We start from the raw sequence: 25376 nt of genomic DNA on the forward strand, positions 1-25376 counted from the left end.
CACCCGTACCCGCACCGGCGCCCGCTCCCGCTCCCGCTCCCGCTCCCGCTCCCGCTCCCGCCACAACGACGACGTCGGCCTCCAGGACCGTGGTCAGGTCCTGGAGGCCGACGTCATGGACGACCGCGTACCCGCGGCTCTCCCGCCGGTTCGGGCGGCTCACCCGCCAGGGGTGTCCGCGGCCCGGGCGGGCCGGAGCCGAGCGGGGTCGTACGATCCGTGCGGATCGTGCGGGTGGTACGCGTTGTACGGGTTGTGCGGGTTGTACGCGTTGTGCGTGCCGGAACGTCAGAAGGTGAGGTTCCAGGCGTCGATCTTGCCCACGTCGGACGAGGCGATGTCGCGGACCCGGAGCTTCCAGGTGCCGTTGGCGGCGTTGCCCGAGGCGTTGACCGTGTAGGTCTTGATGACGTTGTCGGCGCTGTCGCTGTTGGCGAAATCCTCCAGCAGGTGGACGGTGCCGTCCGGCGCGACCAGCGAGACGACCAGGTCCCCGCGGTAAGTGTGCTTGATGTCAACGCCGACCTTGAGCGCGGCCGGCGCGTTGCCGGTCACGCCGCTGACCGTGAGGGAGCTCTCCACGGTGGCGTTGTCGTTGACGGTGACGTCGGTGAGGTTCTCGAAGTACTTGCCGGGCGGCGGGGTGCTGCCGACCGCCTTGAGGGCGTCGACCTGGCCGTCACCGAAGAAGCCGTTGTTGGCCGTGGTGCCGGTGCAGCGGCTGTCGGACGGGCAGGCGGTGTCCGTGGCGTCCGAGGCCAGGCGGGCCCGGATGTCGGCCGGGGTGAGCGACGGGTTGGCGCTCGCCATCAGCGCGGCGACGCCCGCGACGTGCGGGGACGCCATCGAGGTGCCGTTCATGTTGCCGTACTTGCCGCCGGGCAGCGTGGAGTAGACGCCGTTGCTGCCGTCGCCACCGGGGGCGGCGACGTCGATGACGCTGCGGCCGAAGTTGGAGTACGAGGCCTTGACGTTGCCCTTGCCCATCGCCGCGACGGTGACGACACCGGGCAGCTCGGTCGGGATGTCGATGCAGGCGTTGGTGATGGTCCGGGTCACCGGGGTCGAGTCGTTGGGGCTCGACGTGTCGGTGGTCTTGTTCGCCAGGTCGTAGTTGCTGTTGCCGGCGGCGGCGACCTGCAGCGAGCCCTTGTTCTCGGCGTAGACCTGGGCGCGGCGGACGCCCTCGATGATGGCGGCCTGGTCCAGGTCGTTCGGGCAGTTGAACTGCCACGGGTCGGTGTAGTAGCTGTTGTTGGTGACCTTGAAGCCGTGGTCACCGGCCCACATGAAGCCGCAGACCGTGTTCTCCGCGAAGAACAGGGTGGAGGTCGGCTCGGCGATCCGGACCGCGGAGATCTTCACGGTCGGGGCGACGCCGATGACGCCCTTGCCGTTCTTGGCCGCGGCGATGGTGCCGGCCACGTGGGTGCCGTGCGTGTCGACGTCGCGCCAGGCACCGAAGCGGGTGTCGGCCTTGCCGTACGCGCAGGAGACGGAGTCGGCGGCGTTGAAGTTCGGCGCCAGGTCCTGGTGCTGGTCGTCCACGCCGGTGTCCAGAACACCCACCTTGACGGCGGACGAACCGGTGGTCACCGCCCAGGCCTGGTCGGCCTTGATCTGGGTCATGTCCCAGCGGTTGGACTCGGTCAGCGTGGTGGCCGCCTGCGTCGGGTTCGCGGGCAGCGCCGGGTTGTACGCGTCGGCCGGGACGTCGGAGGTCCGGGTCGCGCCGACCTGCTGCACCCCGCTCACGCCGCGCAGCGCGGCGGCGAAGCCGGTGGAGGCGGAGTGGGCGACGAGGACGCCGATCGCGTCGTACGCGGCGAAGACGCTGCCGCCGTTGGCGGCGACCGCCGACTTCGCGGCGGCGGTGTCACCGGGCGTGGTGATGACCAGGTACGCGCGGGTGCCTGCTGCCCAGGCAGCCGCGGCGGTGGCGGCCGTGGAGGCCTCAGCCGTGGTGGCGGAGACGGAAGTTGCGGGAGCGGTGGTCGCGGCGGTGGCGAGCGATGCGGGGATCGCCAGCGACATGGCCGAAGCGATCGCCACAGCCATGGCCGGGCGTGCGATTCGCCGGGATATCAGGGGAGACAAGTGCGTCCTCCGGGAGCACCTCGGGCGCTGGTGGCGCGCCGATCGATCACCCGTACGCCTGGCGCACGGGTGCATGGGGGATGAACGCAACATGCCAGAGTGACGGGCAGCCAGGGAAGACTTTTTCCACCTGAATTTGTCACAGGGGCGTCAACTTTTACGCACAACAATGGTTCGGACCCGGCCGAGCGTTCCGCCGCCCGGCCCCGTCCGCGGAGCATCAACCGCGCCCTCGACGAAGTCGCCCGAAACGGCACCGCCGCCGGGGCGGAGTGCCACGGCGGCGGTGCGTGAGATGCGCGTGCGGTGCGTGAGGTGCGGTGCGGTGCGCGGTGCGGTGCGTGAGGTGCGGTGCGGTGCGCGGTGCGGTGCGTGAGATGCGCGGTGCGGTGCGTGAGGTGCGTTCGGCAGGAGAGACCGACGCGCGGCTTCCCGGCGACCGGGTGTCAGTCCACCAGGTTGACCGGGCGGTGGGCGTGGTAGCCGTCACCGGACTTCAGACCGTACGCGTGGGTCTTGACCCGGGTCCCGACCTTCCCCGCCTGCTCGTAGGCGACGTAGGAGGTGTGCTTGCTGTCCGTCCAGTGGTCGAAGATGACCACGTGACGACGGTTCGAGTCGTTGCTGTTGGCCTTGATGACCAGGTCGCCCTGGCGCAGCGCCGACATCGCGATCGGCTTGGTCCAGCCGTCGTTCTTCAGCGACACCGTGTTCGGCCCGGACTTGGGCAGCTTGAGGGCCATCGAGACGTAGCCCGAGCAGTCCTGCCGGTAGCCGTCCTTCCAGTTCTTCTTCTGGCTGTACGGGACCTGCTTGCCGTTGTTGTCCTTGAGCCAGACCTTGGCGCGCCGGATCATCTCCGCCCGCTTCATCTTCGGCGCGGCGGCCCGGAGGCCGCCGGTCGCGGCCGGGTCGGTGGTGGACGCCGACCCGTCGGTGGTGTCCGGGACGGTCACGCCGTCCACGGCGTCCACCGCGGTCGGGGCGGCGACGGCGGTGGACCGGAAGGCGACCTGGGCGGCCGCCTCGGCGGCAGCGGGGCCGGTGAGGGAGAGCGAACCGAGCAGGGCGGTGGCGGCGACCGCCGGGACGGTCCAGCGACGGATGCGACGGATGCGGTTGATGGTGTTCAAGGTGTTCTCCTTCGGTTTCCGATGGTGTGTCACCGGTCGTGGGGTGGGTTCGCGGGAAGTCGGCGGGGCAGGCTGGCCCTGCGTCGCAGCGCGGCGCCCGCTGCCGGTTTCCCGGGACGGGCTCGGTCAGCCCAGGTGGGCCAGGCGGCGCAGGGCCGCGCGGTCGCCGTGGAAGACGTTCGCGTCGACCTCGGAACCGACGCCCGGCACGTTCGCGCGGTCGGTGTACTGCCAGAAGTCCCAGCCCTCGGCGCCGGGCAGCGGTCGGGGCGGGGTGCTGCCGTAACGGGCGAGCCAGACCCGGTGACCGCTCAACTCCTTCGTCCCGCCCAGGCACTCGTCGACGAAGTTGCGGCGCGTGTAGACGATCGGCGACGTTCCGGAGACCTTCTCGACCCGCTCGACGAACGCCTTCACCTCGGCGAGGCGCAGCCGGTGGCCGTCGCGCTCGCACTCCTCCAGGTCCAACACGGGCGGGAGTTCACCCGGCTGGGTACCGGTGAAGCCCTCACGGCGCAGCACGCCCAGGAAGTGGTCGGCCTGCGCCGCGCCGCCCTTGTCGGCGGTGAAGTAGTGGTAGCCGGAACGGATCAGGTCGACCGAACGGGCGCCGGCGAGGTCACGGGCGAACCAGCCGTCCGTGAAACCGGTGCCCTGGGTGGCCTTGAGCATCACGAAGGACTGGCCGCCCCTGACCACGGCGGGCCAGTCGAAGGGCTTGCGCTCCCGGTCGGCGTGGTCGCCGTGGTAGGTGTCGAAGCCCCGGACCTGGTAGGCGTCCGGCCCGGTGCCGACCCGGTCGGCGCCGATGGCCGGGGTGGTGGCCAGGGCCGAGACGAGCGCGAGGGCGAGGACGGTCAGCCTGCTGGTCGCGCAGAGCTTCGTACGGAGCCCGAGGGGGAGACGGGGCTTCACTGGCGTTCTCCTCTGCTGTGGTTCACGAGGGAGTGGGGTGGTCGGGTGGGGTGGTCGGTCCGGTCTTGGGGTGGCGGGGTGGTCGGGTCGGGTGGTGGTGCGGTGGTCGGGTCGGGTGGTGGTGCGGTGGTCGGCTCGGGCAGGCATTCGATGGATTGCCCGGTGCTGCGGCTGGTCGTTCGCCGGGTCCGCCGCTGCTCGGCGGGTGGTGGTCGACCGCCCGGTGAGAGCTTCGCCCGATCGCCGGCCGGGATGAACCGGTTGCCTGTTGTCGCCCCGAGCCGACCCCGCGACAACCCCTCCCACCTGCTGCTCTCACTCCAACGAGGGGATTGTCCGCACACGCGTGACCCCGCTCCCGGGCCGTCGTTGACCGGGCTGAGCCGAGGACAACCGGGGGGCAGCCACCATGGCGCGGGAACGGCACGACCGGACGCCCAGTCAGGAACACCGTCGCGAGGACGGGCGGGCCGCGGCAGGCGAACCGCATGCCGCCGCCGGCGAGGGCCCCCGCCCCCACCGGGGACGGGTGGGCCCCCAGGGGCAGGCGGGCAGCCGCGAGCCGGGCGACTCGCTCGGCTTCGGCACCGCACTGCGCGAACAGCGCCTGGCCGCGGGCTGGTCGCAGGCCGAACTCGCCCGGCAGGTGCACTACGACAAGAGCCACATCAGCAAGGTCGAGAACGGCGACAAGCCCGCCACCGCCGACTTCGCCCGTGCCTGCGACCGCGCCCTGCGCGCGGACGGCGTGCTGCTGCGGCTCGCCACCCAGGGTCTCTGCCCGTACCCGGGGCTGGCGGCCTTCGGGGCGGCCGACGAGCGCTGGTTCCACGGACGGGCCCGGGCCAGGGCCGAACTGCTGGGGCTGCTCGCCGACCGGGCCGAGGACCGCGGCGGGCCCGTGATCGTGGTCGGACCGTCCGGGGCGGGGAAGTCCTCCCTGCTGCGGGCCGGGCTGGTGCCCGCCCTGCGGCGCGGTGACCTCGCGGCGACCGGTCCGACCGCGCCCGCCGTCCTCACGCCGACGGCCCAGCCCCTCGAACAGCTACACTCCCCCGCCGCCGACCGGGCCGCCGTGTGGATCGTCGACCAGGCGGAGGAACTCTTCACGCTCTGCACCGATCCCGAGCAGCGGCGGGCCTTCCTTGACGAGCTCTGCCACGAGGCCGGCCCACAGGGCTCCCGGCTGGTCGTCCTCGGCGTCCGGGCGGACCTGTACGGGCACTGCCTGGCGCACGAGGGCCTGCTGCGCGCGGTGCGGCACGGGCAGGCGGCGCTCGGCCCGATGACCCCCGGCGAGCTGGCCGAGGCGATCACCGCGCCGGCGAGCAGCGCCCGGCTGGACCTCGAACCGGGGCTGCTGGAACTGCTGCTGACCGACCTCGGGCTGACCTCCGACAGCTCGCCGGGGCACGTCGGCCGTCCGGACCGCGGCGCCGGGAGCGGGAGCGGGGTGGGGACCGGGAGCGGGAGCGGGGTGGGGACCGGGAGCGGGAGCGGGGTGGGGACCGGGAGCGGGAGCGGGGTGGGGATGGCCGGGGTGGACCACCGCTCCCCCGCCGCGCCGAACGGAGGCCGCAACGACGCCCGCGGCGCCGACGTTCGCAGCGGTGATGGCAGCAACGGTGACGGTCACCACGGTGACAGCCCCAGCGCGGACGGCAGCAACGCCGACAGGAGCGGCGGCCGCGGCGCATCACCCGGCGACGGCCCCGACACCCGTCCGTCCGGCTACGACCCCGGCGCGCTGCCGCTCCTGGCACACACCCTGCGGGCGGTGTGGCAGGCACGGACGGGCCGCTCGCTCACGCTGGCCGGCTACCGGGCGATCGGCGGGGTGCACGGCTCGGTCGCCGCCACCGCCGAACGCGCCTGGCAGCGGCTGGAACCCGCCGAACGGTCCGTCGCGCAGCGGGTACTGCTGCGCCTGGTCCACCTCGGGCCGGAGGGCCAGTGCGCCCGCCGGCGGGTGGCACGGGAACGCCTGCTCGCCGCCGGTGCCGACCCGCGACCGCTGGAACACGTGCTCGCCTCGTTCGCCGCCGACCGACTGATCACTCTGGACGCCGACGGGGTGACCCTCTCGCACGAGGCACTCCTGCGCGCCTGGCCCCGGCTGCGCGGCTGGATCGAGGACGGCCGGGCCGGACTGCGGCTGCACCAGCAACTCGCCCAGGACGCCGAGTACTGGGCCGAGGCCCGGCGGGACCCCGCCCTGCTGTACCGGGGCAGCCGGCTGGAGCCGGCCGAGCACTGGGCGGCGGACGGCGGGAACCGGGACCTGCTGTCAACGTTGGAGCAGGAGTTCCTGACCGCCTCCACCGAACGGGCCGGACTGGAACGGGCGGCCGAACGGCGCCGGGTGCGGACCCTGCGCCGGCTGGCCGGGGCGCTGGCGGTGCTGCTCGTGTTCGCCCTGCTGGCCGGATCGTTCGGCTGGTACCAGCGGGGTGCGGCGGCCACCGCCAACCGCGCCAACCTGGCCCGTGCCCTGGTGGCCGACGCGACACAGAACGCGCCCCGCGATCCGTATGCGGCCGTACTCCAGTCCGTCCAGGCCCGGCGGCTGGCCCCGGCCGAACAGCCGGAACTGCGGCAGCAGGCGGAGGACGCCGTCCTCAGCGCGCAGGCGCAGTACCTGACCGGGCGGATCGGCGGTTTCGAGTGGGGCGTGAACGCGCTGGCGCTCAGCCCGGACGGACGGCTGCTGGCCACCGGCGACTCCAGGGGGCGGGTCCGGCTCTGGGACACGCACACGCTCCAACCGGCGGCCGAGTTGCTGGGAGAGATCGGCTCACCGGTGCAGGACCTGCGGTTCAGCCCCGACGGCACGGTCCTGGCGGCCGTCCTGACCCGGGACCAGGCACGGCGCATCCTGCTCTGGAACCCCGCCGAACGTCGACCGCTGCCCTCTCCCGTCATGCCGCTCAGCACCACGGGGAAGCCGTCGGTCGCCAAGCGGGTGGCCTTCAGCGCGGACGGCAGGCTGCTGGCGGCGGGGAGCAGCGACTCCGACCTGCCGGGGCGGGTGTGGGTGTGGCGCACCGGGGCCGCCGAGCTGCCGGTCCGCACGCTCACCGACCAGCAGGGGGTCATCCAGGCCCTGGCGTTCGGCCCCGGCCGCCTGCTCGCGAGCGCCTCGACCGACGGCACGGTGGTGGTGCGGGACGTGGAGCGGGTCGCGGGTGGGGCTTCGGGCGGCGCTGCGGGCGGAGGGCCGGGTGAGGTTGCGGGTGGGGCTTCGGGCGGAGGGCCGGGTGAGGTGGCGGGTGGGGCTTCGGGTCGGGCCGGCGACGGAGCGTCGGGCGGTATGTCGGGCGGTACGCCGGGTGCGCCGGGTGGGGCCTCGTCGGTGGCGCAGGCCGGTCCGTCGGCCGTGGGTCGTCCGTCCGACGGCGCCGCCGAGCCGTCCTCGGCACTGCTGGGGCGGGTGCGCGACCCCCGGTCGCTGGCGTTCGCCCGCGACGGCTCGCTGCTGGCGGTCGGCGACGGGACCGGTGGCATCCGCCTCTGGCGTCCTGCGGTTCCGGACGGGGTGGTGTCACCGGAGGCCGCGGCAGATTCGGCCACGGCGGTGACCGACCTGGCCGATGCGCACACCGACGCCGTCAACGCGCTGGCGCTGATGCCCGACGGGGCCACCCTGGTGTCGGCCGGAGGCGACCAGGCGGCCCGCGTCTGGAACCTCGCCGACGGCCGGATGACCGCCGAACTGCGCGGCCACCCCACCTTCGTCCTGGGCCTGGCCGTCGGCGGCGACAACCGCACGGTGGTCACCTCGGCCGGCTTCAGCCGACCGGCGGGCAGTGTGCTGCTCTGGGACCTGCGCCGAACCCCCGACCTGGCACCGGGCCCGGGTCGGCCGCCGGTCACCGCCGTCGCCGTCGTCAGCGGCGTCCGAGGCGTTGGCGGAGTGGGCGGCGTTGGCGGAGTGGGCGCCGGCCGGGACGCGGGCGCGGGCGGCGGCGGTCGGGCGGCCGTGGGAACGGCGGACGGCCGCACCGCGCTGCGGGAACTCGACGGCGAGCACCGCGTGCTCTACACGTCGGCGCCGAGCGGCCGAGCAGTGACCGCCCTCGCCTTCGACCGTGCCGGGCGGGTCCTCGCCGGAGCCGAGGCGGACGGGACGGTCCGGATCCGTCGGGCCTCGGACGGCTCCGAGCTGGCGGCCACCCGGGTGGACGGCCGGGTGACCTCCCTCGACGTCAGCCCCGACGGCCGCCGGCTCGCCGTCGGCACGGCGGGCGGCGCCCTGTTCACCGGATCCCTCCCCGCCGACACCACCGACACCACCGACTCCGCCACCGCCACCGCCACCGCCGGAACCGCCCGGCCCGCCCTGGCACTGCACCGGCGAGCGCACGGCGTGGTCGGACCGCTGCACGCGCTGGCGTTCCTCGACAACGACCGGGTGGCGTTCGCCGGCGACACCGCCGCCGTGCACCTGCTGTCGGTCGAGGGGGACACCCCCGCCTGGGCGAGCACCATGCAGCACAGCGACTACGTCCGCCGGATCGCCGTCAGCCCGGACGGTCGGCGCATCGCCACCTACGGCGACGACCGGACCGTCCAGATCTGGGAGCCGGTGCACGGCGCGGCGGCGTCCCCGTCGTCGAGTCCGAAGGTCACTCCTCCCCCGGGACTGCCGGCCGGGCCGACCGATGCCAGGAAGCTGCGCGCGGAACCGTTCACGGTGGACGGCGACACCGTCCAGGCCCTGGCCTTCTCCCCCGACGGCCGGACGATCGCCGGTGCCGGACTGCACGGAGCGGTCCGGCTCTGGGACCCCGACGGCCCCGACACCCCCCTGCACACGATCACCGGCCGGGGCGGGCCGATCAACGCCCTGGTGTTCCTCCCCGACGGCCGTTCGATCCTGACCGGCAGCGACAACGGCGCAGCGCCGATCTGGAGCGTCGACCCGGCAGCGGCCGAAGCCTCGGCCTGTGCCACCCTCCGCGCCCCGGTGGCCCGGCCGGACTGGGAGCGCTGGGTCCCCGGCGAACCGTACCGGTCGACATGCCCGTAGAGGTGTGCCCGATCGCACCGAGCCTTCCCACCGGGCGCTCGACACGGATCGGCCGGCACGTCCGGCCCCGCTCCATAGCCGGTGGCGACGGCGACTCCGCCCCGGGGACACTGGGGCATGGTTGATGATCTTCCCCCGGGCACGTCGAATACAGCGGACCGGCGAGCCGTCGAGCAGGTGCTCGGCCGCCCCTTGGAGTCGGTCTGGCCGACGGATGCCCTGGCCCCCCGCAGCCGGGTCACGGTGATCCGCGAGGCGGAGTGGGACGGACCCTGGCCGGTCGAGTTCCCCGGCACCGTGGACGACACCGGCGCGCCGGAGCCCGTCGAGCACCCCCGTGCGCAGGACGGCGAGTTGGTGTACCGGGTCGTCTTCGACCACCCGCAGTACGACAGCGACGGCTGCGGCCCCTACCGCAAGGCGCAGATCTGGAGCCGCCACCTCCGGCCCCGGCACCCGACCGCGTAGCGGGACTTACGGGCCATCAGCCGCGCAGCCGGCCCTTCGTGGGCGTGGAGGGTGGGACGGGGTCGGCCGGGCGAGGGCTGATTCCCCTCCGGCCTCGGCCAGCATGTACCAGATCATGACCCGCCCCCCGTGCTCCGGCCAGCCCGTACACGCGAACTGTCCGCGCCGATCGTTGAGCTGACAGCAAGTGGCCTGGGGGGATCCCGCGCGAGGGGTGGCCGTCCCGGGCCGGCGGGCCGGTGCCGCCCCGGCGCTGCCGGGTGGCTCGTGCCGGAGTGTCGGGTGCCGGGGTGCCGGTCGCTCCGATGGCCGCTCCGGAAGCGAACCGACTCCATTCTGCCTCGTCAACGGGTGTTCCCGGTAGGACCGAGAGCACTCGGGTTTGCCCTTGTCCATACCTGCCGAGCACCCGCAGACTCGACGTCATCCCCTCCCCGGCTCCGTGCCGACGCCTGCTTGCGGGCGCCGGTGCGTACGTCGTGCTGCCCTGCTGCCCCACTCGCCCGACGCGGGAGGTCGCGGCGGGGCGGGAGGAGGACGAACCAGCGAGCAAAGGGGACACGGTGGACAAGGACGCAGTGACGGTCGATCAGGATGCGGTGCTCCGAGCGAGGATGCTGCTGCTCAGCACGGACCGACGGGTGCTGCGCGGCCCGCGCGGCCTCTGGGTCTACCGCCTACTGACGCAGGTCTCCCCCGAGGTGTACGGGTCGAGGCTGGCCCGGGTGCTGGTGGACGCCACGCTCTTCCCCGAGGTACGCACCTCCCCGCAGGCGCGGCTCGCGCTGTTGGACGAGGCGGTCGCGGTGGCGCGGGCGCTGGACGGTGGCAACCCGTACCGCGCGAGGGTGCTCGCCCTCGCGCTCGCCGCGCGCGAGGCCGAAGTGCGGGCGGCACAGTGACGGGTCAGCGGCGGTTGCGCGGATGCTGGGCGGCGGTGCGCTCGTTGCCGCGCTTGTAGTTGCCGGTCCAACGGGCCATCACCAACTGCGGGTCGCCGCTCGCGGCCTCTTCGAGGAACTCGGCCGCGCGCGGCCCGCGCAGCCGGGCCGCCACCTTGCCCCGGTGCCACACGGTGACGGTGCCGTCGGAGCGTTGTTCGAAGGTGAAGTCGGACGGACGCGGCATGGGTTCCTCTCGGCTGGGTCAATCCAGGTGCGCCAACGCTGAAACCGGCAGCCGTACCCTGCCACGCCCCGACCGTGGCGCGCCACGCCATTTCGGTTCGCAGGAACGGCGTGGCGCGCCGGGCGACCTACTCGGCTCGGAGCACGGCGAACGGTCCGCGGACCCGCGTGCCGTCCGGCTGCTGCCACCAGCCGGCGACGTGGCCGAGTGCGTCGGCTTGGTCCGGGGCTTGGTCCGGGGCTTGGCCGGCGGCGACTTCGGCGGTGTGTTCGGTGGCGTCGCGAATCGGCTGCAGCACCCGATTCAGCCGAAGGGTGACGCCGTACGGGGTGCGCAGCTCGGTGCCGTCGGAATCGTCGGCGACGGCGGCAGTGGCAGTGGCAGTGGCGACGGACGCGTCCGCCGGTCGGACCCGGTCCGCCGGGCCGCCGAGGGATGCGGCCCCGGTGAAGGTACAGGTGACCTGGGGGTCGGGGGTGTCCGTGGCGTTCTGGTCCTGGGCCACCGCCCGGCCCTCGACCAGGGCGAACAGCTGCGCGATCAGCACCGGATCGTGGCAGCCGTCGTACGCCCACCGCCGGCCGAGAACGCCGTGTTCCATGGTGCCGACGAGGGCGTGCTCGGCGCCTTCGAGCGGGGCTCCCCGGTAGGTGAGCGGGACCAGGTAGGCCGTGCTCTCCGGGCCGGCGGCATCGGTGACCACCATGAACTCCATGCCGACCTCGCCGTCCGGATCGTCCAGGCGGAAGCCGCCGGCCTTGACCGGCTGGGGCGCACCGCCACCGGCCCGGTACCACGGCCGGGTGGGCAGCCATGCGGCGATGAGTTCGATCTTGCTCGGGCTGAGGGTGGTGTGGTGGATGACGGCCATGCGGTGAGGGTCCTTCTCCGTCGGGCAACTGGGGGTAGGGGCGTCAGGGCGTCGTGGCGTCGGGGCGTGGCAACGCACGGCGTCCGGGCATCGTGACATCCGGCGTCACGACGCCACGGCGTCCGGGTGGACGCGCAGGCGGACGACGCGGGCTGACGGTTCAGCCGTACAGGTACGGCGTGGTGGTGGTCAACGCCGCGAAGCCGAGGCGTTCCAGGATCGGGCGGCTCTGGTCGGAGGCGTCGACCTGGAGGTAGCGGTAGCCGTGCTCTGCCGCGATCCGGGCACGGTGGGCGATCAGGGTGCGGTAGAGGCCCCGGCCCCGCCACGCCTCGACGGTGCCGCCGCCCCAGAGCCCGGCGAAGCCGGTACCGGGGCAGAGGTCCATCCGGGCCGAGCTGACCGGGGTGTCGCCGGCCATCGCCACGACCACGGTGACGGTGTCCGGGGTGTCGGTGAGCTGGGCGAGGATGCGGCGGCGCAGACGCGAGCCGTCGGTGCCGAAGGCCTTCTCGTGGACTTCGATCACCAGGTCGAGCCCGGCCTCGTCGGTCACCGGGAGCAGGTGGACGCCTTCGGGCACGACGGTGTCGGCGAGCCGGGCGACGGTCTCCTCGACCCCCGCGACCATCACGGTCTCGGGGTCCTCGGGGGTGAAGCCCGCCGCCTTCAACCGGTCCGCGAGGTCGGCCGGACGGTCATGGGAGTAGTGCTTCCACTCGAAGTCCGTTCCGAGGGCGCCGTAGTGCCGGACCTGTTCGGCGATCACGGCGTCGACCTCGGCTGCGTTGAGGGAGGCCAGGTCCGACCAGAGCACGCCCTGCCAGACGTGGGCGCCGCCCACCTGCCGCACCACCGTGCCGGTCCGCTCGATCCGGGCCTGCGGGCCGTCGGGGCGCGCCTCGCGGCGCAACTGTTCGTCGAAGAGGGCGAGCGCCTTGTCATGATCCATTCGGGAACTCCATCATCCGCCCGGCTGTCGGGCAACCGAGAATCGGGGTGGGGGCGCGGCCGTCACCGGCCGGCCCCGCGGGCAGTCCTCAGGCTCCGGCCGCGCGCGACCCGAGGGTCGGCGCCGGCCGGGTGCCCGGTATGCCGAGCGCGACCTCCGGTGCGGCGGGCCCCGGTGCGACGGGCAGCGCCTCGGGCACGGCCAGCGCCCCCGGTACGGCGGTTGCGGTCACCGGTGCCGCGGCCTGCGCCCCCGGTTCGGCGGCCGCGGTCTCCGCCGTCGCAGCGGCTTCCGCCTCGGTGGCCGGTGCGCCGAAGCGGGCCAGGTAGTGCCAGACGCGCTTGAGTGCCTGCGGGTCGTGGTCGCCCGAGCGGTCGGCCTCGCCGACGATCCGGGGGTCGAGCCGCCCGTCCACGGCGACGGCCGCGCCCAGCTCCACGAATGCGGGCCCCCGGTAGTCGGGATGACGGCGCAGCTCCTCGGTGGTGAGCCGGAACCCTCCGTGCCATTCGAGGGGGCAGGCGAACTGCCGGGCCGCCTCCTCGACCGGGGTGTCGCGGTAGCACGGGTCGAGCACCAGGGCCTCGACGTCCCGGTCGAGTCGCACCGGGCCGTGGACCTGGGCCTCGATGTAGTCGTCGAGGGCGTCCTGCCGGTCGGCCTCGGCCAGGGCGATCAGCGCCATCCGGGTGTGGACGCCGAAGGCGGTGGGCTCCAGGTAGCTGTCCGGGTAGCAGAAGGTGGTGCGGGCGAGAGCCTCGGACTTCAGCCGGAAGTGGGCGGATCCGAAGCGCGGGGCAGCACCGACGGGCTTGTGCCGGAAGTTCAGCGCGCCGTAGACGGGGCGTTCGTGGGCTGCGGCCCGGTCGTAGGCGCCGTCGAAGATCCGGCTTTCCCAGCGCCAGCGGTCTCCGCCCGGGAAGGCGGTCAGTCCGCCGTTGCTGGTACCGGTGACGAACTGGGAGCTGTACACACCGTCCGCCACGAGGCGTTGGAGGACCGGCACGCCCTGGACCAGGCGGTCGGGGTGGAAGTTGAGCGTCACCCGCAGCCTGTCGTCCATCGCACTGCCCACGGCCAGGCTCTCGACGTGGCGCAGCGCGCGTTGCTGCGGGGTTCCGGGGCCCGCGGTTCGGCTGCTCGACGGCGTCATGGGTTCTCCTTGGGCTTGTGGACGATCAGGGTCGCCTGGAGGAAGCGCTCGGTCTCCTCCGGTCGGCGGACCAGGCGGGCCGTCTCGGTGAGCCCGGCCCTGCGGAGCTGGTCGGCCATGGCGCCGGGTGTCCAGCGGTAGGCGGCGGTGACCTTGTGGTCGAAGGCTTGCGGGGCGGGGGGATCGGTGGCCGGCCCGCCGGGATCGGTGACCCGGTCCGGGTCCGGGTCCGCGACCGGGTCCGGGTCCGGGTCCGGGTCGGCGAAGAAGGAGACCAGCAGGTGGCCCCCGGGCGCAAGGGCGCGGTGGAACTCGCGGAGGATGTCGAGCAGTTCCCCGGGCGGGGTGTGGATCAGCGAGTAGCGGGCGACGATCCCGCCGAGCGAGCCGTCCGTCGCGTCGAGCGCGGTCAGGCTGCCGAGCTCGAAGCGCAGCTCGGGGTACGCCGCACGGGCCAGGGCGATCATCGCCGGCGAGAGGTCGAGGCCATAGGCGTCCAGACCGAGTTGCCGCAGATGGTCCGTCACCCACCCCGGACCGCAGCCGACGTCGGCCACCGGGCCGGCGCCGCCGGGGGTGCCACGGACCGACTCCGCGAAGGCCGCGAGCATCGCCCGGTCGAGCGGCTGGCCCGCGAGCGAGTCGGCGAAGAGCTCGGCGTAGAGCGCCGCCACCGCGTCGTACGCCTCCCGGGTGGTGGACAGGTGGCCCCGGTCGCTCATGACGCACCGTCCGGCGCAGCCGCGGGAATCGGCAGGGAGCCGTCCGTTCGACCTGCGGGCTCCTGGCCCGGGGTCGAGCGGGGCGCCGGCGGGGTCAGTCGGCGCGGGGCGGCGAAGTCGGAGTTGTCGACCAGCAGGTCCACCCGGGACAACGGGTCGGTCTCCCGGACGTACAGGTGCTCGGCGACCAGGTAGCGGTCCCGGTGGATGGACTCGGCGTCGGAACCCGCCCAGTTCCGGTCCCGTACCGCGCCCCGGCGGACGGAGAGTTCGTCGTCGACCTGCAGCCGGATGCGGAAGTCCCAGTGGTCGTCGACCTCCGGCCGGAACGCGAACACGCCGTCCACGACGAGCACCGTGTCGGGGGTGAGCGGAGTGGTCTCGGCGGAGTGGTCGATCTGGGTCAGCGGGTCGATGCTGCAGAGCGAGCAGGACTCCGCCTGCGGGGAGCGCACCGGGCCCAGGAGCAGCCGCTCGGCGCCCGCGCAGTCGTAGGCGTTGCGGTAGTAGCCGCGACCGGACTCGCGGTCGTAGAGGTGGCGGTCCCGCCAGGGCTTCTTGAAGTCGTCCAGGGTGGCCCGGAGGACCGGTCGCCGCCCCAGCTCGGCGATGCGTTCGGCGAGTTCGTGGCCGAAGCTGGTCTTGCCCGCGGCGGTGGGACCGTCGATCCCGACCAGGAGGCGGCCGGCCCCGAGCGCGAGGACACGTGCCGCGGTCTGCTCGATCAGCTCGCTGCGCGCAGACGAGGCCGGCGCAGGACTCGGCTGCTGCCAGGTCGAGGAGGAGTACTGCACGGTCGGCATGGAGTGCGCCTTTCTGCTGATACGCGGGGCCCGGTCGACGGGCGGCGGTCGTCCGGTGTCGGCGCCCGGGCACGGGCGCCGACGGTCAGGTCGGCCGGGCGGCGTCGGCCGGGCCGCGGTACGCCGGGTACGGCGTGCGGCGGCCCGACCGCAGCGGCCCGGCTGAGCGCGGCACGGCGTCGGCTGTCATGACGCCCTGTCTAATCGGCATCGAGCTGGAGTGCGAACGAATTATCGCCGGACCTCACAACAACGCCGCAGCTCAGGGCGGGCAGAGCCGGATCATGGTTCACTCGTTCGAGTGGCGATCACCACGGTCGCGTACAGTTCCTCGCTCTCCACGACCCGGCCCGCCAGCCCCGCTCCGGCCACCACCCCGAGCGCGAACGGCACTTGGTGCTCCCCCGTCTCGAACAGCAGGCTGCCGCCCGGGGCGAGCCACTGCGGCGCCCCGTCGGCCACCCGGCGCAGGACGTCGAGGCCGTCCCCGCCCCCATCCAGCGCGACCAGCGCCTCGTGTTCCCTGGCCTCGGCGGGCAGCAGCCCGATGTCACCGGTGGGAACGTACGGGACGTTCGCCAGCAGGACGTCCACACGGCCCCGCAGCCGGTCCGGCAGCGGGGCGAACAGGTCGCCCCGGTGGACGTCGGTGGCGATGCCGTCGAGGTTGCGGCGGGCACAGGCGACGGCCGCGGGGTCGATGTCGCTCGCGTGCAGCTCCAGCGTCCCGGGCGAGCCGGATCCGCCGCGGGCGACCGGGCTCGTCGCGAGCGCCGCGCCCAGGGCACCCGTGCCGCAGCAGAGGTCGACCGCGACGGAGTGCGTCCGACCGGAGCGGCCGATCAGTGCGGCGGCCTGGCGGACCAGGAACTCGGTGCGGCGCCTGGGAACGAAGACGCCCGGGTCGACGTCGATCCGCAGACCGCAGAACTCGGCCCAGCCGACGACGTGTTCGAGCGGGAGTCCGGCCGCTCGGCGGTCGACCATGCCGGCGAGCTCGGCGGGCGTCCGGGCGGCGGAGAGCAGCATCCGGGCCTCGTCCTCGGCGAAGACGCAGCCGGCGGAGCGCAGCCGGGTGACGACGGCGGACCGCAGGCGCGTGGAGGAGCAGAGACGACCGGCGGCGCCGGTACGAGAAGAGCGGGAGGAGCGGGAGGGGTTCACGGGATTCCTTCGGAGTACCGCGGGTCTCCCTCGGCCGCTAGACCGACGCGGCCGTCCGGCCGCCGGAGGGGAGTACCCGACCTGACACTGCGGTAATGGGTCTCACCTCCTCCGGGCGATCTCTGAGCGGACTGGAGCACACTACCGCATCCCGCGTCCGCGGATAGGGTGGTCCGCCATGGACGAACCGGGCCACCTGCAAGCCACACGGACCTCCTACGACGCCATCGCGGCCGACTACGCCGCCCGTTTCGACGACGAGCTGGCCGGAGCCCCGCTGGAACGGGCGATGCTGGCGGCCTTCGCCGAACTGGTACGGCCGCCCGCACCGCTCCCGGACCGAGCGGGCGCTACGGGCCGAACGGGGCGCGGCGGGTGCGCTGGCGACGAGGGGCGAACGGGCGTGGGCGCCGGTGGCAGCGGTGACACCGGCGCCGGACCCGGCGCCCCGGTGCGGGGCGACCTCGGCGGCCAGCCGGTCGCGGACATCGGCTGCGGCCCCGGGCGGGTGACGGCGTGGCTGAACCGGCGCGGACTCGAAACGATCGGGATCGACCTGTCCCCGGCGATGATCGCGCTGGCCCGCCGGGACCACCCCGGGCTGCGGTTCGAGGTGGGCTCGATGACGGACCTGGACCTGCCGGACGCCTCGCTCGCCGGGATCGTCGCGCTCTACTCGACCATCCACCTGCCCCCGGCGGAACTCCCGGGCGTGTTCGCCGGGTTCCACCGGTCCTGGCGCCCGGCGGACACCTGCTGCTGGTGTTCCAGACCGGCGACGAAGTCCGCCTCCACCGCGAGGAGGCGTTCGGCCACGCGATCGACCTCGACCACTACCAGCGGCGGCCCGAACCGGTCGCCGCCCTCCTGGAGGCGGCCGGACTGACCGTGCAGGCCCGGCTGGTCCGGGAGCCGCAGGCCGGCGGCGTGGAGAAGGTGCAACGCGCCCACCTGCTGGCCCGCCGGCCGGTCGGCACGTAGCGGGCGCGACGGCGGGCGCCTCCCCGCTGACGGCTTCGCAGGGCGTCGCGGTCCCTGTCACCATGCCCGCAGCGGGAACCGGGCGCCCCGCGCCGTCCGGCCCCGTCACCGCAGCCCCGCACCGGACCCCGGGCGAGGGTCCGTGCTGTTCCGCAGTGGCATCGGCGCGTCCCGCGGTGTCCGGCCTGCCACCTGTGCACATCGGCTGGCGCGATTCCCCCGAACGGCCGTGCAAAAGGGTGCCGAATTGCACTCGTGGGAACGGGGATCGGCAGGTCAGGATGCCTACATGCGATACGACGACTACGGCAACCCCGAACCATCCCGGGCCATGCAGCACCTGACCGCCCGTGCGCTCCCCCGCACGCGCCCCCCGAACGTCGGCGTGGATGCCGGTGACCCTGCGCCTCGCCCTCGTCCGCACCCGTCCCCGTCCCCGGCGGCCACGGCCGGTGGTGACCCGGACCGTCACCTCGGGTGCATCGCCGTCCGGTTATCACCGCAAGCCGGCGCCCACCCCTCCACACTCCACCGTCCGACAACCTGACGCTTCGCCAGTCGGCGGCACCGACCGCGCGGGTTCGGGCCGCTGTTCACCCCGCACGCAGACCCACCTCGACCGCCCGAGCACCGGAGGACCCCGCATGATCACCACACCTACCCGCGACCGCCGAACCGCCGGCGCGGTGGTCGGGTCGGCCGTCGGCGACGCCCTCGGAGCACCCTTCGAGTTCGGGCCACCGGGCGTCTTCTCGGCGCGGTTCCCGGGACGCCCGGGCACGGACAGCCCCGGACCCGGCGGATCGGGCCGAGATCGGACGGGACGCGAAACGGACCGCGCACCGACGGGGGACGACGAGCCCGGCAGCGAGATGCGCGGCGGCGGCTGGGAACCGGGCGAGGCCACCGACGACACCCAGATGGCCGTCCTCGTCGCACACTCCCTACTGGAGCACGGCGGGCTGGACCTGCCGGACGTCTTCGACCGCTTCCGGCGCTGGGCAGCCGCCGACCCCAAGGACATCGGCATCCAGACGGAGGAGGTGCTCACGAGCGGTCTGCCCTGGGACCGAGCGGCCGCGCGCCACTTCCAGGTGAACCTCCGCGCAGCGGGCAACGGCGCACTCATGCGGGCCACCACCTCGGCCGTACGCTTCGCCCGCGAGGGACGGGAGGCGGCCATGGAGGCCGCCCGACGCCTCGCCGCGCTCACCCACGGGGACCGGGCCGCCTGGGAGGGAACCGCCGTCTACCACGAGTTGCTGCGGCTCGCCTTCGAGGGCCGCGATCCGCTCACCGCGCTGCCGGAGGTCCTGGCCGCCGTCCACCCCCTCGACCGGCCGCGCTATGCCGTCGTGCTCGCCCCGGACTGGCACCCCGAGCAGGCCACCGAGTTCAACGGCGCCGTCTGGCCCTGCCTGGGATCCGCGGCCTGGGCCCTGCGGACCACCGGCACCTTCGAGGGGGCTCTCCGGGCGGCGATCGATCTCGGGGGCGACACCGACACGGTGGCCGCGGTCACCGGAGGGCTGGCCGGCGCGCGGTACGGACTCGACGCGATTCCCGAGCGGTGGACGGCACCCCTGCATGTTCCACTGCCCGGGCCCGGCCGGCGAATACTGCGAGTCGGCGAACTCGTCGACCTCGCCCACCGATTGGACGGGCGATGACACCCTGAACATCAGCCGCCGACTGCACCGGGGGCCGGGCAGGACGGGATCAGGCGGGCGCGGCGCTCCGGAGGGTGGAGAGTTCGGCGGCTACGTCGGCGCCCCGACCAGGGTGGATCTTGAGGGTGGCGAGGACGCCCGGTACGGCGATGCTGGGCATCAGGTGTTCCAGCAGGGCGGCGATGCGCTGCTCCAGGTCGGAGCGTTCGGTCAACTTCTGGGAGTAGATCTGGGCGCCCGTCCAGGAGGCGGCGAGCAGCCAGGCCGTGTCGGCGGGGACGATGTGCGGCAGCAGTTCGCCCTGTTCGCCGGCTGCGGTCAGCACCGTCTCGGCCCGCCCGATCCAGCCGGGGATGGCGCTACTGCAGTGGGTGCCGTCGAAGGCGTCGTGACCGAGTGACAGGCGGGCGCCCGCGCTGAGCAGCGGGTCTCGCGGAAGGCGGTGGGCCATCACCATGCTCATGTCGACGAGTTCCTGCAGCTTGCAGGGACGGGCCGGGAGTGGCTCCTGCTTGAACTGCTCTTCGAGCACCCCCTCGGCGAGCTTCTGCTTCGAGTCGAAGTGGAAGTAGAGGGCGCCGCGCGTCACTCCGGCCCGGGCGATCACCTCGCCGATCGTCGCCGCCGCGTAGCCGTACTGGTCGAAGACCGAGGCCGCCGCCTCCAGAATCACCCGGCGGGTACGGAGCGCGCGTTCCTGCTGCGCCACCGGCGCCCCCTCCCCTGCCGCTCCTACCGAGGCGGAAACAAACCAAACAGTCCGTATCTTATCAGCGTCACAGTCCGCTCACCGACCGTGATCCCACCGGCCGTAGGGGTCCTGCCGCTCGTCCCGGCCCTCGCGCGGGTCGCCGTCGTGCGACCCCCCGCCACCCGGCCGGCCACCGTCGCCGCCCCTGCCACCCGAAAGGCCACCGCCCATGCGTTCTGCCCCGGTCCCCGAGTCATGTCCGGACCCGGACCCGCGCCCGGATCCCAGCCCGGGGTCAAACCCGAAGTCGGCGCCCGACCCGGCCCCTGGGACCGTCCCCGGGCCCGACCCCGGACCTGCCGGCCGACGGCGCCCCGACCGAGGTGCACCGTGCCGCCAGCGCAGCTCGCGCCGGATGTCGGCGGCGATCGCCGCCGCCCGCACCGGGTCGGCCCGCTGCTCCGGCTCCCAGTCCACCGTCTCCGGCACCATCCGCCCGGCCGGGCGGCAGACCGGGCAGACGCCGCTGTCGTCCAGCAGCCAGCCGTCCTCGCACTGCGCCTCCCGGCAGGGATGCGGCAGCACCAGCCAGTACGCGACGTCGTCCGGGCCGTACCCCTGGTCCGCCTCGCTGCGCGGGACCCGCAGCGGCCGGTGCGACCAGAACGTCCACCACCGCCGCTCGATCCGCGCGATCAGCACCTCGGGCGCCAACCGCTGCAACTCCTCGTACACGGTCTCCCGGACGAGCGCGTCGGCGCTCCCCCCGCAGGCCCGCATCAGTGCGGCCGGCAGGGCGGCGAGCACCTTCGCCACCGGATTGGCGGTCAGGTACGCACCGAGGCAGGGTCGGCAGCGCTCGTCGCCGTCGCCCCGGCGCAGCCGGCCTGCGCCGGGCCACCCCGGTTCGCGCAGCGGCATGCGGGGCAGGGCGGTCCCGCAGTCGGCGCAGACGTCGCGGCATCCCCGGCACAGCGTCTCGCCGGGGCGGCAGTCCTCCGGCAGCGGCGTCCGGCACTGGGCGCACTCGCCGCGGCAGTACCGGCAGAGGTGGTCGACGGGGTGGGGCAGGGCCAGGGGTTCCTGCCGGCAGCGCAGGCACCGCCCGCCGACGGACGACGCGGGAAGGATCGGATGCCCCGGGCACTCCCGGCACCGGACGGCATCCGGCGCCGACCGGGGCCGGGGGAACCGGTACGGCTGGTCCATGCCTGACCTCATCGGATCGAGCGGCTGATCTCGTGGCCGATGGTAGGGCCGCAGTCCGACACACGTCAGGCGAGTCGGGAATTCCGCGACAACTCGGATGATCCGACCACTCGGCGAGCCGGTCGCCGACACCGAGCACCGCCCTATCGCGAAGCCCGCCACCGACAGCCCCGGCACCGACAGCGCCCGGCACCGTCGACGCCCCCATCGACGCCGCGTCCCGCCGCCCGCTTCCCGCCCCCGCTTCCCGCCCCCGCCGGGCGCCGGGCGCCGGGCGCCGGGCGAGCGAGGCAGCCGCCGAACGGTCACGGACGGCCTCCCACCCCCGAATGGCGGACGCGAGGGTGACCGCGTCCCGCGACGGCCGTTGAGGGGGCGAGCGAGCATCGGTCGGCGAAGGAAGGTGCAGGGGCATGCGCAAGGTCCTCGGCAGTGCTGTGGTGGTCGGCGTGGTGGCCGTGGTGCTGACGGCCACCGGGGCGGCCCGGGCAGGGAAGGTGGCCTCGGCCGTACGGGAGGTGAACCAGGGGTACAGCATCCCGGTGGGGGCGGTCACCGACCTCGGGGCACTGCCGGTGCTGGCCGGGCTGGGGTACGACCTCGTCGGACTGCTCGGCCATTAGCGACTACCAGAGGTCGAGGCTGCGGGCCGCCACCAGCTCACCGATCCGGGCCAGGGCCTCGCCGGCCGGCAGGGGGGCGAGGCGGCGGCCGTCCCGGAGCCGGAGCGCGACCAGACCGTCCGCGGCCTCCCGCGGTCCGACGACCGCCTGGTACGGGGCCAGCCGGGCGGCGCGGATCCGGGCGGGCAGGGTGCCGTGCTCGGGCCCGGCGACCTCGGCGCGCAGCCCCAGGTCGAGGCAGCGTTGCCGGAGCTCGGCGACCTGCGGCACCTCCGCCTCGGTGAGCGGCAGCAGCACCAGTTGCACGGGGGCGAACCAGGCGGGGAAGGCTCCGCCGTACAGCTCGATGAGGTGGGCGACCAGGCGTTCGACGCTGCCGATGACGCTGCGGTGGACCATGACCGGGCGGTGCTTGGCGCCGTCGGCGCCGATGTAGTGCAGGTCGAAGCGGACCGGCTGGTGGAAGTCGATCTGGACGGTGGACAGGGTGGACTCGCGTCCGGCGCCGTCGGCGATCTGGACGTCGATCTTGGGTCCGTAGAACGCCGCCTCGCCCTCGACCGCCTCGTACGGGAGGCCGGAGCGGTCCAGCACCTCGACGAGCAACGCGGTCGCCCGGCGCCACAGTTCGGGGTCGTCGACGTACTTCCCGCCGGGCCCCGGCAGGGAGAGCCGGTGGCGGACCGGCCGGATGCCGAGCGCGGCGTGGGCCTCGCCGATCAGTTGCAGGGCGGCGAGCGCCTCGTCGGCGGCCTGCTCGGGGGTGCAGAAGATGTGGGCGTCGTTGAGCTGGATCGACCGGACCCGGGTGAGGCCGCCGAGTACGCCGGACAGCTCGGAGCGGTACATGCCGCCCAGTTCGGCCATGCGCAGCGGGAGTTCGCGGTAGCTGTGCGCGCGGGAGCGGTAGATGAGCGCGTGGTGGGGGCAGAGACTGGGCCGCAGGACGACCTCCTCGCCGCCGAGGGCCATCGGCGGGAACATGTCGTCGCGGTAGTGGGCCCAGTGCCCGGAGACCTCGTACAGCTCGCGTTTGCCGAGTACCGGCGAGTGGACGTGCCGGTAGCCGGCCCGGCGCTCGCTCTCGCGGACGAACTCCTCCAAGGTGTGGCGCACGGCCGCGCCGTCGGGGAGCCAGTACGGCAGCCCGGCGCCCATCAGCGGGTCGGTGTCGAACAGGTCCAGCTCCCGGCCGAGCCTTCGGTGGTCGCGCCTCGGCGGTTCCTGGGCGGGCTGCTGCTGCGCGGACCGATCGACGGACCTGTTCACGGGCCGGCTCACGGGCCGGTCGACGCGGTGGTTCACGGGCCGGCTCACGGGCGGGTCGACGGGCCGGTTCACGGGCTGGTTCATGGGTGGGGTGTCTCCACTCGGGACTCGAAGTCGGACCTCGAACGAGGGGCGAGTGGACGGCAGCGGCGAAGCCCCGGGGCACTCGCCCCGGGGCTTCGGACAAAGACAGCTGTCAGCGCGCCGGGGGTGTCTCCGGCGTCGTCGTCTCGACTGCGGCGCGCTTCATGCGGGTGACGCTAGCAAGAGCACTCCGCGCACGGCGACCGATTATTCGCCCGCACACGCACCCCAGCACCCCCACGCCCTCACACCCCACGCCGCCGCACCACTCAGCGCAGGAGCACTCGCCCCCGCACCACTCAGCGCAGGAGCACTCACCCCCGCACCCCCTCACCAGTCACCGCAGGACCACGCACCCCTGGCGTTCGAGGGCGGCGACCAGGTCGGGTGCGGGCTCGGGGTCGTTCCAGCGCAGGTCGAGCTTCTCCAGGGCAGGCAGGTCCACGAGCCACGGCGGGAGGGCGGTGAGCCGGTTGCTGCGCAGGTCGAGGCTGCGCAGCCGGGGCAGTCCGGCCAGGACGGGCGGGATCTCGGTGAGGGCGTTGTCGCGCAGTTCGACGTGGCGGAGTTCGGTGAGGGCCGCGGTGGAGGCGGGCAGGCCGGTCAGGGCGTTGCCGCGCAGCCACAGCTCGCGCAGGCGGTGCAGTCGGCCGAGGCTCGCGGGGAGGGCGGTGAGGCGGTTGTGCTGGGCGCGCAGTTCGACCAGCCCGGTCATGTCGCCGAGGGTGTCGGGGAGGGCGGTGAGCCGGTTCTCCCCGACGTTGAGGTAGCGCAGCCGGTCGAGGCGTCCGAGGGTGTCGGGCAGCCGGGTGAGGGCGTTGTCGTGCAGGTAGAGGAAGTCGGTGAGAGCGGGGAGGTCGCCGAGTTCCTCGGGGACGGCGGTGAGCGCGTTGTGGCCGAGGTCGAGGGTGCGCAGCCGGTGGAGGCGGGCGAGGTCGGGTGGGACGGCGGTGAGGTCGTTGTCGGCGAGGATGAGGACTTCGAGGCCTGGGTGGTCCCAGACGCTCGCCGGGGCGTGTCCGAGGTGTCGGCGCCAGAGGTTGAGTACGGTCACCCGGCCATCCTCCCGCGCACCGGCGCCGAGCTGCCCGGCTTCCGGCGTCTTGGCTGGTCGCGGTAGGGTTCGACCGAATTCCGGTCACGTACGGTGGCCGAGACCCGGCCGCCCGTCCGCGGGGCCGGTCGCCGACTCCGATCGAAAGGCCCGCGCAGCCGATGGCCCCCCGCCTCTCCGTCGTCGTCCCGGTCTACAACGTCGAGAGCTATCTCGTCGAGTGCCTGGATTCGATCGCCGCCCAGACCTTCGAAGACTTCGAGTGCGTCATGGTCGACGACGGCTCCACGGACGGCAGTGCGGCGCTGGCCGAGGCGTACGCGGCGAAGGACTCCCGCTTCCGCCTGGTGAAGCAGCACAACCAGGGCCTCGGTGCGGCCCGTAACACGGGGTACCGGCACATCGACCCGGCCGCCGAGTACCTGGCGTTCGTGGACAGCGACGACACGCTGCCGCCGGGCGCGTACGAGCTGATGGTGGGCACCCTGGACGGGACCGGCTCGGACTTCTGCACCGGCAAGGCGCTGCGCCTGCGGCTGGCGGGCTACTTCCCGTCCGGGGCGCACACCAAGCCGTTCACCGAGACCCGGCTGAAGACGCACATCAGCGAGGTCCCGTCGCTGGTCACCGACCGTACGGCGTGGAACAAGGTGTACCGCCGCAGCTTCTTCGACGAGGTCGGGGTGCTGTACCCGGAGGGCATCCTGTACGAGGACGCGCCGGTGAGCGTGCCGCACCACTACATCGCGAAGAGCGTGGACGTGCTCGCCGACCCGATCTACCACTGGCGGATGCGGGAGACGGCCGGCGACCTGTCGATCACGCAGGTGAAGACCGACCCGAAGGTCGTGGTGGACCGGGTCCGCTCGATGGAGCTGGTGCGGGAGTGGCTGCAGGGGCGTCCGGAGCCGGAGTTCCGCGACCATCTGCGTTCCTACGACCACAACTGCCTGGTCGAGGAGATCCCGATGTACTTCTGGTCGGTCCCGGACGGTGACCGCGCGTACCGGGCGGCGTTCCAGCAGCACGTGAGCCGGCTGCTGGAGGCGATCGGCCGGGACCGGGTCGATGCGCTCAGCAATTCGCTGCTGAGGCTGAAGTACCAGCTGACGCTGGCCGACCGGATGGAAGGGTTCGTGGCCCTGCAGCGCGTGCACCGGCTGTACCGGCGCCAGGTGGTGCAGCGCCGGCAGCCCGCGCCGCAGCCGGTCCCGCCGGGCAAGTAGCCGCTGGGCAAGTAGCCGCCGGGCGAGCAGGTCCGGCCGGGCGAGCAGGCCCCGCCGGACAGGTAGCTCCGGCCACCACCCGCGCCATCCGCGCCCCCGGACACCACGGCGGCGGGGCGGCCCGATCACCGGGC

Annotated in this window: 20 protein-coding genes and 1 pseudogene; 7 read left to right on the forward strand and 14 right to left on the reverse strand. The window is 73.8% G+C overall.

Annotated elements, in window-relative coordinates; all coding sequences use genetic code 11:
- Nucleotides 1-288: 288 nt before the first annotated feature.
- From ACWGB8_RS21540 to ACWGB8_RS21550, 3 genes are all read right to left on the reverse strand, one after another.
- Nucleotides 289-2058, reverse strand: coding sequence for a S8 family serine peptidase (locus tag ACWGB8_RS21540; protein WP_452215154.1), 1770 nt, complete (start codon nucleotides 2056-2058; stop codon nucleotides 289-291).
- 485 nt (nucleotides 2059-2543) lie between these two features.
- Entirely contained in the window at nucleotides 2544-3230 is a 687-nt protein-coding gene (locus ACWGB8_RS21545) for a hypothetical protein (RefSeq protein WP_452215155.1), read from the reverse strand.
- Nucleotides 3231-3356: 126 nt separating this feature from the next.
- Complete coding sequence (locus tag ACWGB8_RS21550) at nucleotides 3357-4145, reverse strand: glycoside hydrolase family 25 protein (protein WP_452215156.1); 789 nt, start codon at nucleotides 4143-4145, stop codon at nucleotides 3357-3359.
- A gap of 529 nt (nucleotides 4146-4674) precedes the next feature.
- On the opposite strand from ACWGB8_RS21550, the gene ACWGB8_RS21555 reads away from it, so the two are divergent.
- From ACWGB8_RS21555 to ACWGB8_RS21565, 3 genes are all read left to right on the forward strand, one after another.
- Entirely contained in the window at nucleotides 4675-9174 is a 4500-nt protein-coding gene (locus ACWGB8_RS21555) for an nSTAND1 domain-containing NTPase (RefSeq protein ID WP_452215157.1), read from the forward strand.
- Between the two features lie 117 nt (nucleotides 9175-9291).
- Entirely contained in the window at nucleotides 9292-9642 is a 351-nt protein-coding gene (locus ACWGB8_RS21560; protein ID WP_452215158.1) for a ferrous iron transport protein A, read from the forward strand.
- A 563-nt stretch (nucleotides 9643-10205) separates the two neighbouring features.
- Nucleotides 10206-10544 carry a hypothetical protein gene (locus ACWGB8_RS21565; protein ID WP_452215159.1) on the forward strand — a complete coding sequence of 113 codons (339 nt, stop codon included), beginning with the start codon at nucleotides 10206-10208 and terminating at the stop codon, nucleotides 10542-10544.
- 4 nt (nucleotides 10545-10548) lie between these two features.
- Here ACWGB8_RS21565 and ACWGB8_RS21570 read toward each other — a convergent pair whose 3' ends face one another.
- From ACWGB8_RS21570 to ACWGB8_RS21600, 7 genes are all read right to left on the reverse strand, one after another.
- A complete protein-coding gene (locus ACWGB8_RS21570) occupies nucleotides 10549-10770 on the reverse strand; it encodes a hypothetical protein (RefSeq protein WP_452215160.1) in 222 nt (73 codons plus the stop codon).
- Between the two features lie 127 nt (nucleotides 10771-10897).
- The gene (locus tag ACWGB8_RS21575; RefSeq protein ID WP_452215161.1) at nucleotides 10898-11641 is read right to left on the reverse strand and encodes a maltokinase N-terminal cap-like domain-containing protein; all 744 of its coding nucleotides are present in this window, start codon (nucleotides 11639-11641) and stop codon (nucleotides 10898-10900) included.
- Nucleotides 11642-11801: 160 nt separating this feature from the next.
- The gene (locus ACWGB8_RS21580) at nucleotides 11802-12593 is read right to left on the reverse strand and encodes a GNAT family N-acetyltransferase (protein ID WP_452215162.1); all 792 of its coding nucleotides are present in this window, start codon (nucleotides 12591-12593) and stop codon (nucleotides 11802-11804) included.
- Between the two features lie 88 nt (nucleotides 12594-12681).
- Entirely contained in the window at nucleotides 12682-13656 is a 975-nt protein-coding gene (locus ACWGB8_RS21585) for a DUF3626 domain-containing protein (protein ID WP_452215172.1), read from the reverse strand.
- 86 nt (nucleotides 13657-13742) lie between these two features.
- Nucleotides 13743-14468 (reverse strand): class I SAM-dependent methyltransferase, encoded by a 726-nt coding sequence (locus ACWGB8_RS21590; RefSeq protein WP_452215163.1) that lies wholly within the window; start codon nucleotides 14466-14468, stop codon nucleotides 13743-13745.
- A complete protein-coding gene (locus ACWGB8_RS21595) occupies nucleotides 14465-15271 on the reverse strand; it encodes a uridine kinase (protein WP_452215164.1) in 807 nt (268 codons plus the stop codon). The genes ACWGB8_RS21590 and ACWGB8_RS21595 overlap by 4 nt, the downstream gene beginning before the upstream one ends.
- 282 nt (nucleotides 15272-15553) lie before the next feature.
- The gene (locus ACWGB8_RS21600) at nucleotides 15554-16366 is read right to left on the reverse strand and encodes a putative protein N(5)-glutamine methyltransferase (protein WP_452215173.1); all 813 of its coding nucleotides are present in this window, start codon (nucleotides 16364-16366) and stop codon (nucleotides 15554-15556) included.
- 247 nt (nucleotides 16367-16613) lie between these two features.
- On the opposite strand from ACWGB8_RS21600, the pseudogene ACWGB8_RS21605 reads away from it, so the two are divergent.
- Both ACWGB8_RS21605 and ACWGB8_RS21610 read left to right on the forward strand, forming a co-directional pair.
- Nucleotides 16614-17416, forward strand: a pseudogene (locus ACWGB8_RS21605) (class I SAM-dependent DNA methyltransferase).
- 644 nt (nucleotides 17417-18060) lie between these two features.
- Nucleotides 18061-19086, forward strand: coding sequence for an ADP-ribosylglycohydrolase family protein (locus ACWGB8_RS21610; protein ID WP_452215165.1), 1026 nt, complete (start codon nucleotides 18061-18063; stop codon nucleotides 19084-19086).
- A gap of 49 nt (nucleotides 19087-19135) precedes the next feature.
- On the opposite strand, the gene ACWGB8_RS21615 is transcribed toward ACWGB8_RS21610, so the two are convergent.
- Nucleotides 19136-19795 (reverse strand): ScbR family autoregulator-binding transcription factor, encoded by a 660-nt coding sequence (locus ACWGB8_RS21615; RefSeq protein WP_452215166.1) that lies wholly within the window; start codon nucleotides 19793-19795, stop codon nucleotides 19136-19138.
- Between the two features lie 78 nt (nucleotides 19796-19873).
- Nucleotides 19874-20698 carry a hypothetical protein gene (locus ACWGB8_RS21620; protein WP_452215167.1) on the reverse strand — a complete coding sequence of 275 codons (825 nt, stop codon included), beginning with the start codon at nucleotides 20696-20698 and terminating at the stop codon, nucleotides 19874-19876.
- Nucleotides 20699-21399: 701 nt separating this feature from the next.
- Between ACWGB8_RS21620 and ACWGB8_RS21625 the strand changes: the two genes are divergently transcribed.
- Nucleotides 21400-21609, forward strand: a complete 210-nt coding sequence (locus ACWGB8_RS21625) for a hypothetical protein (protein ID WP_452215168.1) — start codon at nucleotides 21400-21402, stop codon at nucleotides 21607-21609.
- Nucleotides 21610-21612: 3 nt separating this feature from the next.
- On the opposite strand, the gene thrS is transcribed toward ACWGB8_RS21625, so the two are convergent.
- The gene (gene thrS, locus ACWGB8_RS21630; RefSeq protein ID WP_452215169.1) at nucleotides 21613-22878 is read right to left on the reverse strand and encodes a threonine--tRNA ligase; all 1266 of its coding nucleotides are present in this window, start codon (nucleotides 22876-22878) and stop codon (nucleotides 21613-21615) included.
- 421 nt (nucleotides 22879-23299) lie between these two features.
- A complete protein-coding gene (locus ACWGB8_RS21635; RefSeq protein WP_452215170.1) occupies nucleotides 23300-24016 on the reverse strand; it encodes a leucine-rich repeat domain-containing protein in 717 nt (238 codons plus the stop codon).
- A 161-nt stretch (nucleotides 24017-24177) separates the two neighbouring features.
- On the opposite strand from ACWGB8_RS21635, the gene ACWGB8_RS21640 reads away from it, so the two are divergent.
- Nucleotides 24178-25242 carry a glycosyltransferase family 2 protein gene (locus tag ACWGB8_RS21640; protein ID WP_452215171.1) on the forward strand — a complete coding sequence of 355 codons (1065 nt, stop codon included), beginning with the start codon at nucleotides 24178-24180 and terminating at the stop codon, nucleotides 25240-25242.
- Nucleotides 25243-25376: the final 134 nt, after the last annotated feature.

It is taken from the genome of Kitasatospora sp. NPDC054939, assembly GCF_053610105.1.